The organism is Acinetobacter sp. WCHAc060042 (assembly GCF_003231195.1).
Lineage (GTDB): Bacteria > Pseudomonadota > Gammaproteobacteria > Pseudomonadales > Moraxellaceae > Acinetobacter.
In genome coordinates, this window is record NZ_QKVN01000058.1 from 1 (window position 1) to 14,341 (window position 14,341).

Sequence of the window (14,341 nt, forward strand, 5' to 3'; positions counted from 1 at the left end):
GATGATTAATGTTTCTACCGATACTGACATAGTGGGTGATTTTTCCATTATGATCTTTTAGAGGAGAGGAAATCAGATCTAAAAAGTGCTTTTCAGAATGATCATTTTTATCTTCGGCATCACATGTATTCTCAACTTTCTGCTTTTTTATTTTGCTTATTTCTATAAGTTGTTGATTACTAGGGTATAGTTTTGTTATAGGTTCATCTTTTAGGTCAGCAAAGGTGTATCCTGAAAGTGTTTCTGTTGCATGATTAATAAATTGGATTTTAGCTTGATCATCTGTGATTACTATTGTATCTGGAGTTGTATTTATTGCCGCAATCAGCATTGTTTGATACTTCAGATTTTCATTCTTTTCACTAATATCCCGTTGAACAGATACAAAATGAGTGATTTTTCCAAACTCATTTTTTATAGGAGAAATATTCCATTCTACATGATATGCAGTTTTGTCTTTACGATAATTAATTGTATTGTTATGAAAAAATTTCCCCTCGATTAAGCAACGTTTCAGCTCATGAATTACAGCAGGGTCTGTATCATGACCTTGTAAAATACGAGGTGATTGGCCAATTAGTTCATTTTCACTGTAGCCTGTCATTTTACAAAAAGCAGGGTTGCAGAAAATAATATTTGGACCTTCTTTTTCAAAAGAGGCATCTGTTATGACAATTGCATTAAATGATTGTTGGATTGCCATAGTCATTAAACTATTTAGCTCAGTTAGGCTGGGTTTTTTATATTCAAAATCTTGAGACATATTAGAGTTAGCCTCTATATTTCTTTATAATAAAAGTAGAAGATATTAATAACACAATCATGAATTTGGATTCAATTGGTGTAGATGATTTGCATGATTTTTCTTCTATGGGTGAGTGTTTTTTAGGCTGATTTAAATGTTCTTGTATAAGTCTTAAAAGATGAGAAGAATTTCATTTACAGTTTTTAATTAATTTTTTTGTTTAATTTATTTATTTTCTAACTATTTAAGCCTTCGGTTCTGGTAATGAGGAGATATTCTTTTTTTTGTGAGAGAGATGTGAATGTAATGATTTATGCATATTCTTTATTAGTTACAATGGTAATACCAATAGGGTTTTGGAACATGTTTTTTGTTCTTTGATTGTTGTGAAAATATGATTTTTATAAGTATAGAGAGTTCAAATCTTCATTGGTAATCTAAGTGATTTTTAGGTGGATTTATTTTTAAAAATAGCATTTGATACGCGCTAATTCTGATGAAAATATTAACTATCATTTAGTCATAATTTTTTGCATTAAAATAGGATTTATACACTTTTTTGAATATATAGGTATCAATGAATCAGAATAAGGAGTTTGTTTTATAGTCTAGGTTTAATTTTAAATCCTGACTTTTTTAGTTGGTATTTTATAAGGTTTTTTATAATTAATGTTGCTCTTGGACGTCGATAGACACCTTATAGTCACTGGTTTTTTTATGTTTTAATGAAAATTATAATAATATCAAATGTAATTGTTACTTTTTTGTTTAATATTTAATTTTATTACAGCAAGATCATTAAATATAACTTTATATTGGGTTTATTTTCTTAATGATTTTTCTGTAGAAAATAAGTAAATATATTAAACCGAAAGTGTTATATTTAAAAGAACATAGACTATTATTACAATTAATATCCAGCTAGACTGAATGCACTTTATTATTAATATTTTATTAAGCTTAACTTAATAAAATATTTTATTGTTTAATTTGTTGAAAAAATGATTGGTTAATGTGATAATTTAAATTCTTTGTTATAAATCATATGTCTACTTCGTATGCATCCTAAATTTAGTGCTAATCTGCCTAAAATCTCTGGTTTTACCCTAATAGAGTTAATGATAACAGTTGTTATAGTCGCTATTTTGGCTGCAATAGCACTTCCTTCCTACCAAAGCTATATTAAGAAAACAAATATTAGAGCTGCTCAGGCAGATCTTGTTTCGTTAAGTTTGGTTTTTGAAAATTATTATCAACGTAATTTATCTTATCCTGATCAGGATTATGCAAATACGAATGCATTGATTGCTACTTCAGCTTTTCCTCAGTGGTCAGCCAGTAAAACAGATATTTTTGAGTTTTCTAGCAAAAAAGTGGATAGCGGTAAAGGATATGAATTAATAGCTACAGCTAAAGATTCGAGTAACTTAGTTGGTTGTACTTTAAAAATCAAAAATACGAATGAAAGAACAGCTACTACGAGTTGTAATGGTACAAGCACATGGTAATTCAGCGATCTAGGCAGTCAGGAGTTAGTCTGATTGAGTTAATGATTGCTATTACTATTTTAGCGATTCTGGTTGTGGGAGCAGCGTCCTTAACAGGATTGTGGTCTAAACAAGCTGAATTAGATAAAGCAACTATGTCATTGAAAAGTGCTATGGGGTTAGCAAGAGCAACAGCGATCAGAAATGAATATGCTCAAACAGCTGATTTGGCTGCTAGCCAAATTTGTTTTGATTTAAGTGCTAAGAAATTATCAGTCCATAAAGCAACTTCAACAGAATCTGCAAGTTGTACTAGCCCTATAGTTTTTGCTTATGCATTAAACCAAGCAATAGAAATTAAGAATGTTAGTTCGACTGATTTCAAATGTTTCGCCTTTAATAATCTAGGGCAAGTCATTACTGAAGTCACGGAAAATTGTAAAACAAATTTATCTTTGGTGGTAAGTAGTGGATCCCTTAGTGAAGCATATGATCTTAGCTAAAAAAGTGCAAAAAGGCGTTGGTTTGTTAGAAGCACTCATTGCAGTAGCATTATCTAGTATCGTTATTTTGGGAGCAGTATATAGTACGGGGCGAATGCTGGTCAGCCAGCAACAAAATAATCTTCAATATATTGTAATTAATGAGCTACGTACAAAACTTCAAAATGCATCTGTTAGTGAAAAGGAAGATTGGTGCAGTGGTAGTGCTCATCCAACCATTAATTTGCCCAATGAAAAGAATGCGTCAGAAGTCACAGTAATATGTGAGTCAATGAATGTTACTGTAAATAGTACCAATATAAGTCTTAATGGAACGGTTTCTGAGCGGCAACCAGTTAAATTTGAAATTGAAAGTACTTTACTTGGTGGCAAGGTCACTGTAGGGGAGTCTTTGTAGTGAATAATCAATCAGGTGTTACTTTAATTAGCCTTTTGGTTGGATTGCTCATAGGTATCTTATGTATTTTGGCTGTATTAAGTGCTTACAGGACTATCGTAAAAGCAGGTGTTGAGTCTCGCAAAGCATCGACGCATGATACTCAGTTGCAAAGTGGTTTAACGACAGCCCAAATGCTTTTACAAAATGCAGGATTTGGTCTTGATGGGTCATCAAACTTACTGTCAACGACTCTTCAGATGGAGTCAAAAAGTGTAAAGGTTGTTCTTTGGCGGTTAAAATTGGGAACAAAAATTTCCTGCCAAGGTTTAGCAGATGTAGAGAATTCTAACAATAAAAAGCGTAGGTTTGTATTGTTAAAAGGACTTTTAGATGATGCTGGAGCTGACTGTAATGAAACAGCGAATTTAGGTTCATTTAAATGGAAGATTCAGACAAATTTGGCTGAACTTGATGATTACTCTTCAGATCAGTCGAACCCGAATCAAATTAGCTTTGAACAAACGGTATCAACTTGCACGCCATTTGGTGTTGGTGGTTCAAGTGATAGTGTTTCTCACCCACTTATAATGATTTCAGCACAAACTAGCACACAAAAAATTGCAGGATTAGGCCAAGTAAAAGTACCTGTTTGTATTGTCAATATTGTGTCTTAGGAAAAGAAATGATAATCAGGAATAAACAGCGCCCAATGTCACAGCATGGCTTTGCAACAGTTTTAATCGTTTTACTTGTAGGATTAGCTGTTGCGGTATCAGCTTTAGGGACAGCATATTATATAAATATCTCGCAACGTACATTAGTATCGAGTCATGCATTGACTAATGCCCAATCTGGTGCGTGGTCTGGCGTCGAAATATTCCGCAAATATCTAAAAACGTTGAGTCAGGATGATTTTTCAAACTTGGAAAAATCTCCCCAAACATTTACCTTAAATATTCCAGAAGGTCGTACATTAAATGTAAATAATGTCAAAGTAAAAGCGCAGGGAACAACACCCGAAATATATCAAGTCACTGCGAACATTCAGAATATTAGCGATAAATCCGAATCATCATCAACTATACAAGTCGTTTACGAAATTTTGTTTTCAGAGGGTTCAGGTTCGGACCATCAAAGTTCTGGAAATACAACAAAGTTACCAAGTGCGATGAACTTCTACGGTGATCTTAATGCTAATGGTGGCATTACATTTTCTAATGTTGGAGATCGGGCTATTGTTAATGTTTCTGGCAATTTTTCGACTAGTTCAGGTTTAACTGGAATTAAAGAGCTCAAAGTACTCGGAGATGTGAACATTGGTGGAGGGGGGATTACAGGTCTGGAAAATATTTATTCAAATGGGAATGTAAATTTAAATGCTAGCGGGACAGCATCACTGGTTTCCGCAAAAGGGAGTGTTACGACAACAGGCGGTGTTGCTGTAAAAGATATTTATGCTGATGGTGATGTAAATATCAAAAGTAGTGGTAATTTTAATAGTATTGATACCAAGGGTTCCATCACTGTTGACACAAACCCAACCATTACTAAGGCGACAGCGGGAAATAAAATAACCGTTAACAATGGAACTATTTTGAATTCATTAGCAAATTCCGATATTAAATATAATGTTTGGAATCAGCTTAATACTGCAAAAAGTGGTGGTGTTTTTACCTGTGTAAGTCCTTACTGGAATAATTTTACGAATATAGCTGCCGTAAACTTTATGTCATGCCCTACGAATGCGGCTGATAAATTAACACAAGTAGCTACGGGCACAAAAGTTGCTTTTCCAACAGGAGCACTCGTTACGGTGACCATGGATGAGAAACCTCTCATCAATGCGTCTGCTTATGAGGAACAGGCAAATTATGTATTTAGTGTAAATAGTCAGAATCAAATTTTAGTTTATGTTAGAAATGTAAATGGCGTAGCCGAAGGTAGTTATCATTTAGGCAAAACAAAAATAAATTATTCTCAGTCATGGGGGTATTTATGTAAAGAGGTAGATTCGGATAACTTTTGTACAAGCAGTATTGTGGCAAACTTTGCCAAAAAATATGGCTGGGTGAACGAGATCATAAGTTATTCTAATGGTATCTGGACATTAAGAGATACGCAAAATTCAGAAAGTTCGATTGCTAGTGGCGTAATATTTTTTAAGGGCACATCTGTAAACTTAGAAATGGGGAACTATGCAAACACAATTATTTCAACAGGTAATATTAATTATGGTGGTAGCATATCTATGAAAGCACCAAACTATGCGGGTGCTTCTGTTGTGTGTGGATCATCGTATTTTCCAACGCCTACAAATTTGTGTGCATCAAAAGATACATTGAGTTTGGCTAGTATTGCTAACATCGCCTTAATTGCAGGCTCTTGTACGGATACCAGTTCCACAGCACAATGTTCTGCAACATATATAGGTGGAGATATAACTTTAACATCTCAAGCAACAATTGAGGGAAATGTTATTGCAGGTAATAGGCTTATTACTGGTGGGCAAACTATTGTAAAAGGTTCAATTCTCGCCGCAGCATTAGGAAAAAATACTGGTTCTACTTTAGGTGGTAGTACAACTATTGATTTTAATGGAACAACGAGTGATCAGAATACAATTACTGTTCCGAATACAGGTAATAATGATTCAGAAAGTAGTGATGAAACCGAAACAGTGTCTGTTAAATGGGCAAGGTATATTTGAGAGTTATTTATATAATTATGATGAATATTTTTAACTTTAATTATTTATATTTTAGGTAAATTTATCTAGGAGTTTTAAACTTCTAAATGAATTTATCGTTTAGATGGAAATGCAATTTAAAGGTGAATTTTGGTATTTTCGAAAATTCACATCATGTATTTATTAATTGTTAGACTTCATAGAATATTAAAGAACCCGCAACCTATTTAAGTCGATATTTCCATAATACGAATCATCGGCTTATTTTGATGATATATTTGATAAGCACATAAAGAGGCATAAATACCAGCTAAATAGCCTTCAACACTTCTCGCGTTACTTGTTACCAAATTATATTTCCCTTTGAGCAAACTAAATAACGTTTCTATTTTGTTGCGCTGCTTTAGGTAATATTCATCTTCTTTTGACAATTGAACTGCCTGCATGTTTTTACGATGATATGTAATTAAATCAATATCTTGTTCTTTAAGCCTAGCTTTCAGTTCATGACTAATATAGCCACGATCAGCATAAAGCTTTGCTTTTAATCCTTCTACCAACTGTTTAACCATTTTGATATCCGCTGTATGTCCATTAGATAAAACTGAGTTCACAATCTCACCTGATTGATTCATCAGTAAATGTAGCTTACAACCAAAGAACCATCCCATTGAGCTTTTACCACGCGTTGCAATTGATGATATGGATTTATGTCGCTGAATACGCTGATTTTTACAGACTGGCAAAGTAGTTGAATCAATCCATAAATACGAACTTTGATGATCTTTCATCACAGCGAAATGCAAGGCATGTAAAGCGAGTTGATGTGTATTCACTAAATGAATCATGCGCTGATAACAGGGTAAACTTTTAAATAAATGGCTTTTGTCTTGTTTCAACGATGAGAAAAATGCTTTGAAGTTATTAAAATGAGAACATTTATACCAAATCGCAATGAAGATGATTTCTGAAATACTCAGTTGAGCGGTTCGAATTCTTAGACAATGGTGACATTCTTTAATAAATTTCCAGTAAGTCGCTTCAAATTTTAAGAAGAAATCATCAATTACACAAAATAATTCTGTACTATCGAACATAAGGACTAGAGTTGTGAGTTTGGTGTGGTAACTCAACTGATAGCTCTAGTCCTCTTCTTTTTCAAGCCTATTTCTTATCCATGATTCGGGTTATTTAAGTTGATATTTCCATAATACGAATCATCGGCTTATTTTGATGACATATTTGATAAGCACATAAAGAAGTATGAATCTCGTCAAATAGCCTGCAATGCTTCTCGTCAAATAGCCTGCAATGCTTCTCGTCAAATAGCCTGCAATGCTTCTCGTCTAGTCATCACTAGATTGTAAGCCCCTTTCAGCAAACTGAATAAAGTTTCTATTTTATTGTGCTCCTATAGAGCTTCTTCCATGGGCGACAATAGTTGACTAAGACTTATAATATTGTATTGCAGATTTTTACAAACTGGTCATGTAGTTAAAGCTTATATAAAGATTCTATACTTATAAGTAGACATCACATCATAAAAGATGAGCCGAAAGAATAGATACAGTATACTGTTTCGGTCGAAAATATGATGAATCTATATGTATATTGGTCCATACCAACTTTCAAATAATTTGATTGTTGCACCGATGGCAGGTGTTACTGATCGTCCATTCCGCACATTATGCAAATATTTTGGTGCAGGGCATGCGGTCAGCGAAATGATGACCTCAGATCAGACACTTCGCATGAGTAAGAAGAGTTTATACCGTGCCAATTTTGATGGTGAACTAGCACCGATTTCTGCACAAATTGCAGGATCAGATCCCAAAGAGCTTGCTGAAGCCGCGCGCTATCAAGTTTCAAATGGTGCGCAAATAGTAGATATTAATATGGGTTGCCCTGCAAAAAAGGTCTGTAATAAATTGGCAGGCTCTGCACTTTTAAAAGATGAAGACTTGGTGGCTCGTATTTTAGATGAAGTTGTTGCTGCGGTTGATGTTCCTGTGACACTCAAAACGCGTTTAGGTTTTTTAAATGGCCATGAAAATATTTTACGGGTGGCGAAGCGCGCAGAAGAGGCGGGTATTGCAGCATTAGCACTGCATGGTCGTACTCGGGAAGATATGTATTTGAATACCGCACGTTACAGTCTGATTAAAGAAGTCAAACAAATATTGTCAATCCCAGTCATTGCCAACGGAGATATTGATAGTCCTGAAAAGGCTAAATATGTGCTTGATTATACTGGCGCAGATGCGATTATGATTGGTCGTGCAGCGCAAGGGCGTCCATGGATCTTCCGTGAAATAGCACATTATTTGGACACAGGGGAGCATTTGGCTGCACCTAATATTCAGGAAGTTAAAGAGGTGTTGCAGGGTCATCTTTCTGAATTGTATAGTTTTTATGGTGAATACTCTGGCTGTCGAATTGCACGTAAACATATTGCTTGGTACACCAAAGGCTTACGCTCAAGTAATGAGTTCCGCCAAAACATGTATAAAGTTGAAAGCACAACTGAGCAATTTAAAGTGGTTGCAGACTACTTTGATCAGTTGCTTGTGCATGGTGAAACAATGAGTGATGTGCAGGTGGAACAAGTTAACCTATTGGAAACCAAATAAAAAAAGCTCCATTATTGGAGCTTAGCTAAAAGATAGAATGACTTAATAATTGGCTTGTTGCATTTCGACTAAGAGTTGATTGATTAAATCACGAGCTTCAAGTTCACGAATCTGAGACACATTGCTTCCAGCCCAAAAAGCACCAAAGCCGTGATCACCTTGTTGACTTGCAGCAGCATGTAATTGTTTTCCAAGATCATAAGCATATGGATAAGCAGCGACTGCAGGGCGGTTTGGTAAGTCGACTTGTGTATGCCAGTGACCTAGAAGTCCTCGTGCGGGACGACCTGAGATGCTGGCGCTAATTTGCGTAATTTGCTCATGAAATAACGCATGACGATAGGCATCATTTGCATTTGAACTTTTACACTGTACAAATGCTGTACCCAATTGGACTGCACTCGCCCCTAGGTTTAACATTTGTTGAGATTGCGCACCATTCATGATGCCGCCAGCGGCAATAATTGGACACTGACAGTGCTCTACCAAAAGCTGAACCAGATCGACAGTCCGAATTGCGCTATCAAAAAGTTCATTAAATATTCCGCGGTGACCGCCAGCTTCAGTGCCTTGCGCAATGATAATATCTATACTTGCAGCTTCAATTGCCCGTGCTTCCGCTAAGTTTGTTGCAGAGACCATGGTTAAAATACCCGCATCCTTTAGGGCTTGTATTTGATGAGGGTGTGGGATTCCAAAATGAAAACTTACTGCTTTAGGGCGAGTTTCGAGTACAACATTTAAGTAGTCATCGTTGTCTAAAAAGCTTGGATAAATACAGTGCAACTGTGTAGGGGGTTCTGCATGGTATTGTTCAAAATGAGGTCTTAGAAAATCAATCCATGCCTGTGATGCTATGGGTTCAAGTTCAACACTTTGATGGCAGAAAAAGTTGACCTGAAATGGTTGCTCAGTCAGTTCTTGAGTTTTTAAAATTTGTGCATGAGCTGTTTCTACGGTGTTGGCACCTAAGCCTAGTGAGCCGAGTCCACCTTGATTTGAAACCTCTGCTGCAAGTTCTGGAGTAGAGACACCTGCCATAGGTGCGAGAAAGATAGGATGCTTAATTCCAAGGCGTTCTAATAATAAAGACATGTGCTTGCTCCTTTTTCATATCAACACTTTGCCCAAGCACAGCAGAATTGGCAAATAATATTCATTATTTTATCGAAAAATACAGAAAACCTTGAGTATCATATTTTATTGTATAGCGACAAACAGTGTCGTTGAAAGCAGTCTTTCTACATGTTTTAGGACCGAAATTTTTTATACTTTTGTTTTTGATTTTACCGAAGTGAGTCATGAGCGATCGTATTCGTGAAAAGTTACAAATTTTAGCTGATGCAGCTAAATATGATGTGTCCTGCTCCTCTAGTGGTAGCAATCGTAAAAACAAAGCGAAAGGGTTGGGTAATACAGGAAATGGCATCTGTCATAGTTATACGGAAGACGGACGTTGTGTTTCATTACTTAAAATTCTATTTTCAAATGTATGTATTTTTGATTGTTCGTATTGTGTTTCTAGACGCTCTAACGATGTCAAACGGGCCGCTTTTACCGTACAAGAAGTAGTGGATTTAACCATCAACTTTTACCGCCGCAATTATATTGAAGGGTTATTTCTCAGTTCAGGTATTTTCAAATCAGCTGATTTCACCATGGAGCGAATGCTACAAGTGGTGAAAAAGTTACGCATTGAAGAAAACTTTAATGGTTATATTCATTTAAAAACGATACCAGGCGCTTCCCAAGAGATTATTACCGAGGCTGGTTTATATGTAGACCGCATGAGTATTAACTTGGAAATGCCAACGGAAGTTGGCTTAAAGCAGTTTGCACCCGAGAAGTCACATGCTGAGGTACAAAAGGATTTAGCTATTGTACGAGATCGCTTGATTCAGTTGAGTGATGAACGACGTTTGATTCGGCACGTACCGAAGTTTGTACCTGCAGGTCAAACTACACAGATGGTGGTAGGTGCACATCAAGAAACAGACAAAGATATTATTTTAATGGCGGATCATCACTATAAGGTTTATCAGTTAAAACGGGTATATTTTTCAGGCTATATCCCAATCAATGAACAGGAAAAAATGCTTCCTGTTGTGGGTTCTGCTCCGCCATTATTAAGAGAAAATCGGCTGTACCAGTCGGATTGGCTTATGCGTTTTTATGGTTTTGATGCGCAGGAAATAGTGAGCGATGAGTATCCGAATTTGGATTTAGAAGTTGATCCAAAATTAAGCTGGGCACTGCGTAACCCTGAGTATTTCCCTGTCGATATTCAATATGTAGACTATCGTATGATTTTACGCGTTCCGGGTATAGGTGTTCAATCGGCTAAAAAAATTGTTCAAGCTCGGCGTTTTGGGCAGATTCATATCGATCAATTAAAGCGTATGGGCATTGCTTACAATCGGGCACAGCATTTTATCCGCTGTGTTGATACCGCAAAATTTAAAAAAGAGCTCTCGATCAGTCAGATTCGTCAACAGATTTTACAGTCAGGTCTATCCAAATACCAAAAACAGCTTTCTCCTCAACTAGGTTTTGGTTTTTAACATGACAATGTACTGCTTTGATCAAACCATGACTGGGCTACTGAGTTGTGTGTATCGAAGTTTTCAGTTCAAAGACTTTGATGTGAGACTTATTACTGATAATACACAAGCGGGTCTGTTTGATGAATATATTGATGTCGGTTCAAATGAGGAGTATGCACAGCGAGTGTGGCAGGGCTTGAGACAAAGAGTCAGCCCCATCAGTTTACGGTATTTTTATTATTGTTTTCTGTCAGAGCAACAGCAGGCACATCAGCATCTTTTTAACTTTTGTATTTATATATTTAAAAATGCACAAGTAGTTGACCAAAACTATGCACATGCGGATGTGTTGGCTGTTTCGCAGTGGGCCAAACAGGTGGGTCGAGAGAAGCATCGTATGGAGGCTTTTGTGCGGTTTAAAAAATGCCGTGATGGACTATTTTTGAGTCTCATCCAACCTGATTTTAATGTTCTTCCCTTAATTGAACGGCATTTTAAAAATCGTTATCAAGATCAAAGATGGCTGATTTATGATGAAAAACGACATTTCGGTATTTATTATGATTTAACAACGGTGCATCAAGTGAAGATGGAGGTTGAGCAACTCGATCTTGCTTACAAAGTAGGGCATAGTCAGTCGTTTAGTATTCAATTGGATGATGATGAACGACTGTATGATCAATTATGGAAAGATTATTTTAAAAGTATCAATATCGAAGCGAGAAAAAACCTCAAGCTGCATGTTCAATTTGTACCTAAGCGCTATTGGCGGTACTTGAATGAGAAAATAATATAACTGCCCATAAACAAGGCTTTAGGGCATAATGCCGCAGCATGATTATTTTTAGGTGTCTATCGCATGATAAAGTACATTTCCACCGCTGCGATTGTTTCAAGTCTAAGTCTTGTTGCATGTTCAGAGGCAGATCAAGCTAGCGTGAAAGTTAATCCGAGTCATTATCACGTTAAAGATGCTGCAAATTTGCAACAGCGCTTTAGTCAGCTTAATGAAAAATTAGTGCGAGATTTTCAACAATTAAAGAAAAAAGAAAGTGTTGCTTTTGCTCAGCAACTGCCTTTGGATGTAAATAATCTTCAAACATTGAATCAACATTTGGTTAGCCGTAGCGCGCTTAAACCCAGCAAAATTGCTTATTGTGATGTGATGAACGGTTATTTTGCTGAAATGTATCGTTTAGGGCATTATAATTTAGAGCTTATCAGTGATGTGGAGCTTCCACATACTGAACAAGAAAACTTAAAACAAAATTTTAGCTCACCTGAACAGTTTTATGATTTTATTATCAATCGTTATAGTACATATCGTCAGGTACAGCAGACGATGAATTATGGTTGTAACTTAAAAGCAGCATTGAATTGATACTGATGAATGAATGTAAAAAGCCCAAAATGTTGTGGGCTTTTTAAGAATTTTTTTATGAATGTTTAACGGATTGGTAAATGTAGTATGGTTTAGACATGCACATTAAAAAGTGAACCAATCCAACTTGCAAAGAGCATTGCAAAAATTCCCCAAAGGGTGACACGAATTGCACCTGTCCAGATTGCAGTGCCAGAAAAGTAGCTCGATAAAGCACCCAAACTTAATAAAGACAGTACTCCTGTAATGGCAACAGACTGTGCTAAATGCCCCTCTGGGCTTAAAAGAATAGCCAGCATTGGAAGCAATGCACCGAGTGAAAAAGCGAGGGCAGAAGAGCCTGCTGCTTGTAGTGGTTTTGCGCTGGTATTTTCATGGATGCCTATTTCATCACGTGCATGTGCTGAAAGTGCATCATGTGCACTGAGTTGCACAGCAACTTCATGAGCAAGTTCGGGATTGAGTCCGCGTTGTATGTAAATTTGAGTCAGTTCTTTTAGTTCTAAGTGTGGGTTTTTATCGAGTTCTCGAGCTTCAAGTTTTAAATCCGCTTCTTCAATATCGGATTGAGACTTAACTGAAATATACTCCCCAGCAGCCATCGAGCTTGCACCTGAAATGAGTCCAGCAATGCAAGTAATGAGCAAGGTTTGACTAGATGCACCACTCGCAGCCATACCCATAATTAAACTGGTCACTGAAATGATGCCATCGTTAGCACCCAAAACGGCAGCACGTAACCAACCTGTACGATGAATGAGATGTGGTTCAACATGGTGGGAGTAAGACATGGTGATAGATCATCCTCAAATTTTAAAATTATGATTTATTTGATAATACGCTCTGCATCTACTATAGCACAGACCATAAAAAAGCCTCCCAGTAGGAGGCCTTTTTATGGCATTAGATATTATTGTTGTGCTTTCTCTTTCACATCAGCAGCACCTTGTTCAACTGCACCAGCAACATGAGCAGTTGCTTCTTTAGAAGCATTTTTCACATCTTGAGCAGCAGCTTCGGTTTTTGCAGCAGCTTCATCAGCAGCAGCGCCAATTTTTGCAGATGCTTCATCAGCAGCTTTTTGAGTATCAGATACTGCTGTACTTGCAGCATTATTTAGATCATGACCTGCTTGTTCAGCAGCATTTTCAATGTGTTCGCCAGTTGTTGCACCCGTTTCAGGCGCTTTTTCTTTTGAACAACCAACAAGAGCAACAGTCGCAGCAAGACCTAAAGCAATAAGTAATTTATTCATTTTTCCTATCCTTTTCGTTTTATACCCAAAAGTAGGGGGTGGGCAGAATATAATCTAATTTGTGTGAAAAGCAGACTACATTATTGTTAAAAATATGTAATTTTTTATAAAAAACAGCGTGATAAAAAGGCTTATAAGCTGAGTTGCCTATAAGCCTTTAGAGGGGGTAGAGAGGGAGAGGGTTACAGCCCAGAACGAATAATATAGTCAAAAGCAGACAGAGATGCTTTCGCGCCTTCACCTGTGGCAATAATGATTTGCTTGTAAGGCACAGTCGTACAGTCACCTGCGGCAAATACACCTTTGACATTGGTTTCATTGCGATCGTTAATCACAATTTCATTACGATTTGAAAGCTCAACAGCAGTCTCTTTTAAGAAATCGGTGTTTGGCAATAAACCAATTTGTACAAAGATTCCTGCAAGCGCAACCGTATGTTCTACGTCGGTTGCACGGTCTTTATATTTCAATGCCGTCACTTGCTTACCATCACCCACAACTTCGGTTGATAGGGCATTCAGGATGACTGTGGTGTTAGGCAAGCTATACAATTTGTCTTGCAACACTTGGTCAGCACGTAGTTTGGTATCAAACTCAACCAAAGTCACATGTTCCACAATCCCAGCAAGATCAATCGCAGCTTCGACACCCGAGTTCCCCCCGCCAATTACGGCAACACGTTTGCCTTTAAACAGTGGGCCATCACAGTGTGGACAGTAAGCAACACCACGG

The 14,341-nt window shown here is 36.8% G+C and carries 15 protein-coding genes; 9 read left to right on the forward strand and 6 right to left on the reverse strand.

What is annotated here, in order from left to right; genetic code table 11:
- Nucleotides 1-763, reverse strand: a 763-nt coding sequence (locus DPG01_RS17055) for a PAS domain-containing protein (protein ID WP_162622362.1), incomplete at its 3' end; no start/stop codon positions are given.
- Nucleotides 764-1,803: 1,040 nt separating this feature from the next.
- Between DPG01_RS17055 and DPG01_RS17060 the strand changes: the two genes are divergently transcribed.
- From DPG01_RS17060 to DPG01_RS17080, 5 genes are read left to right on the forward strand one after another with little or no spacing between them, the layout of a single operon-like run.
- On the forward strand, nucleotides 1,804-2,253 hold the full coding sequence (locus DPG01_RS17060; protein ID WP_110975868.1) for a type IV pilin protein: 450 nt from the start codon (nucleotides 1,804-1,806) through the stop codon (nucleotides 2,251-2,253).
- Nucleotides 2,247-2,735, forward strand: coding sequence for a pilus assembly FimT family protein (locus DPG01_RS17065; protein WP_110975869.1), 489 nt, complete (start codon nucleotides 2,247-2,249; stop codon nucleotides 2,733-2,735). Before DPG01_RS17060 ends, DPG01_RS17065 begins: the two co-directional genes overlap by 7 nt.
- Nucleotides 2,722-3,132: a PulJ/GspJ family protein gene (locus DPG01_RS17070; RefSeq protein ID WP_110975870.1), complete on the forward strand. Its 411-nt coding sequence runs from the start codon at nucleotides 2,722-2,724 to the stop codon at nucleotides 3,130-3,132. The genes DPG01_RS17065 and DPG01_RS17070 overlap by 14 nt, the downstream gene beginning before the upstream one ends.
- Nucleotides 3,132-3,788 (forward strand): hypothetical protein, encoded by a 657-nt coding sequence (locus DPG01_RS17075; RefSeq protein WP_110975871.1) that lies wholly within the window; start codon nucleotides 3,132-3,134, stop codon nucleotides 3,786-3,788. Before DPG01_RS17070 ends, DPG01_RS17075 begins: the two co-directional genes overlap by 1 nt.
- Nucleotides 3,789-3,823: 35 nt before the next feature.
- Complete coding sequence (locus tag DPG01_RS17080) at nucleotides 3,824-5,821, forward strand: hypothetical protein (RefSeq protein ID WP_110975872.1); 1,998 nt, start codon at nucleotides 3,824-3,826, stop codon at nucleotides 5,819-5,821.
- A gap of 206 nt (nucleotides 5,822-6,027) precedes the next feature.
- Here the strand turns inward: DPG01_RS17080 and DPG01_RS17085 are convergent, their stop codons facing one another.
- Entirely contained in the window at nucleotides 6,028-6,897 is an 870-nt protein-coding gene (locus DPG01_RS17085; protein ID WP_110975873.1) for an IS982 family transposase, read from the reverse strand.
- A 507-nt stretch (nucleotides 6,898-7,404) separates the two neighbouring features.
- On the opposite strand from DPG01_RS17085, the gene dusB reads away from it, so the two are divergent.
- Nucleotides 7,405-8,430: a tRNA dihydrouridine synthase DusB gene (gene dusB, locus DPG01_RS17095; protein WP_110975874.1), complete on the forward strand. Its 1,026-nt coding sequence runs from the start codon at nucleotides 7,405-7,407 to the stop codon at nucleotides 8,428-8,430.
- Between the two features lie 42 nt (nucleotides 8,431-8,472).
- On the opposite strand, the gene DPG01_RS17100 is transcribed toward dusB, so the two are convergent.
- Nucleotides 8,473-9,525 (reverse strand): NAD(P)H-dependent flavin oxidoreductase, encoded by a 1,053-nt coding sequence (locus DPG01_RS17100; protein WP_110975875.1) that lies wholly within the window; start codon nucleotides 9,523-9,525, stop codon nucleotides 8,473-8,475.
- A gap of 206 nt (nucleotides 9,526-9,731) precedes the next feature.
- On the opposite strand from DPG01_RS17100, the gene DPG01_RS17105 reads away from it, so the two are divergent.
- The 3 genes from DPG01_RS17105 to DPG01_RS17115 all read left to right on the forward strand — a co-directional run bounded on the left by DPG01_RS17105 (nucleotide 9,732) and on the right by DPG01_RS17115 (nucleotide 12,354).
- Complete coding sequence (locus tag DPG01_RS17105) at nucleotides 9,732-10,991, forward strand: putative DNA modification/repair radical SAM protein (RefSeq protein WP_110975876.1); 1,260 nt, start codon at nucleotides 9,732-9,734, stop codon at nucleotides 10,989-10,991.
- Between the two features lies 1 nt (nucleotide 10,992).
- Nucleotides 10,993-11,769, forward strand: coding sequence for a TIGR03915 family putative DNA repair protein (locus tag DPG01_RS17110; protein WP_110975877.1), 777 nt, complete (start codon nucleotides 10,993-10,995; stop codon nucleotides 11,767-11,769).
- Between the two features lie 63 nt (nucleotides 11,770-11,832).
- Entirely contained in the window at nucleotides 11,833-12,354 is a 522-nt protein-coding gene (locus DPG01_RS17115; RefSeq protein WP_110975878.1) for a hypothetical protein, read from the forward strand.
- Between the two features lie 92 nt (nucleotides 12,355-12,446).
- Here the strand turns inward: DPG01_RS17115 and DPG01_RS17120 are convergent, their stop codons facing one another.
- From DPG01_RS17120 to DPG01_RS17130, 3 genes are all read right to left on the reverse strand, one after another.
- A complete protein-coding gene (locus DPG01_RS17120) occupies nucleotides 12,447-13,145 on the reverse strand; it encodes a VIT1/CCC1 transporter family protein (RefSeq protein ID WP_110975879.1) in 699 nt (232 codons plus the stop codon).
- 119 nt (nucleotides 13,146-13,264) lie between these two features.
- Entirely contained in the window at nucleotides 13,265-13,609 is a 345-nt protein-coding gene (locus DPG01_RS17125) for a hypothetical protein (protein WP_086209346.1), read from the reverse strand.
- Between the two features lie 182 nt (nucleotides 13,610-13,791).
- Nucleotides 13,792-14,341, reverse strand: a 550-nt coding sequence (locus DPG01_RS17130) for an FAD-dependent oxidoreductase (protein ID WP_162622363.1), incomplete at its 5' end; no start/stop codon positions are given.

Bases quoted from the DNA above. Each gene is read 5' to 3' on its own strand.
- DPG01_RS17070 (WP_110975870.1), top strand. From the start codon at position 2,722: ATGATCTTAGCTAAAAAAGTGCAAAAAGGCGTTGGTTTGTTAGAAGCA.
- DPG01_RS17120 (WP_110975879.1), bottom strand. From the start codon at position 13,145: ATGTCTTACTCCCACCATGTTGAACCACATCTCATTCATCGTACAGGT.
- DPG01_RS17085 (WP_110975873.1), bottom strand. From the start codon at position 6,897: ATGTTCGATAGTACAGAATTATTTTGTGTAATTGATGATTTCTTCTTA.
- DPG01_RS17065 (WP_110975869.1), top strand. From the start codon at position 2,247: ATGGTAATTCAGCGATCTAGGCAGTCAGGAGTTAGTCTGATTGAGTTA.
- DPG01_RS17100 (WP_110975875.1), bottom strand. From the start codon at position 9,525: ATGTCTTTATTATTAGAACGCCTTGGAATTAAGCATCCTATCTTTCTC.
- DPG01_RS17060 (WP_110975868.1), top strand. From the start codon at position 1,804: ATGCATCCTAAATTTAGTGCTAATCTGCCTAAAATCTCTGGTTTTACC.
- DPG01_RS17125 (WP_086209346.1), bottom strand. From the start codon at position 13,609: ATGAATAAATTACTTATTGCTTTAGGTCTTGCTGCGACTGTTGCTCTT.
- DPG01_RS17115 (WP_110975878.1), top strand. From the start codon at position 11,833: ATGATAAAGTACATTTCCACCGCTGCGATTGTTTCAAGTCTAAGTCTT.
- DPG01_RS17080 (WP_110975872.1), top strand. From the start codon at position 3,824: ATGTCACAGCATGGCTTTGCAACAGTTTTAATCGTTTTACTTGTAGGA.
- DPG01_RS17105 (WP_110975876.1), top strand. From the start codon at position 9,732: ATGAGCGATCGTATTCGTGAAAAGTTACAAATTTTAGCTGATGCAGCT.
- dusB (WP_110975874.1), top strand. From the start codon at position 7,405: ATGTATATTGGTCCATACCAACTTTCAAATAATTTGATTGTTGCACCG.
- DPG01_RS17110 (WP_110975877.1), top strand. From the start codon at position 10,993: ATGACAATGTACTGCTTTGATCAAACCATGACTGGGCTACTGAGTTGT.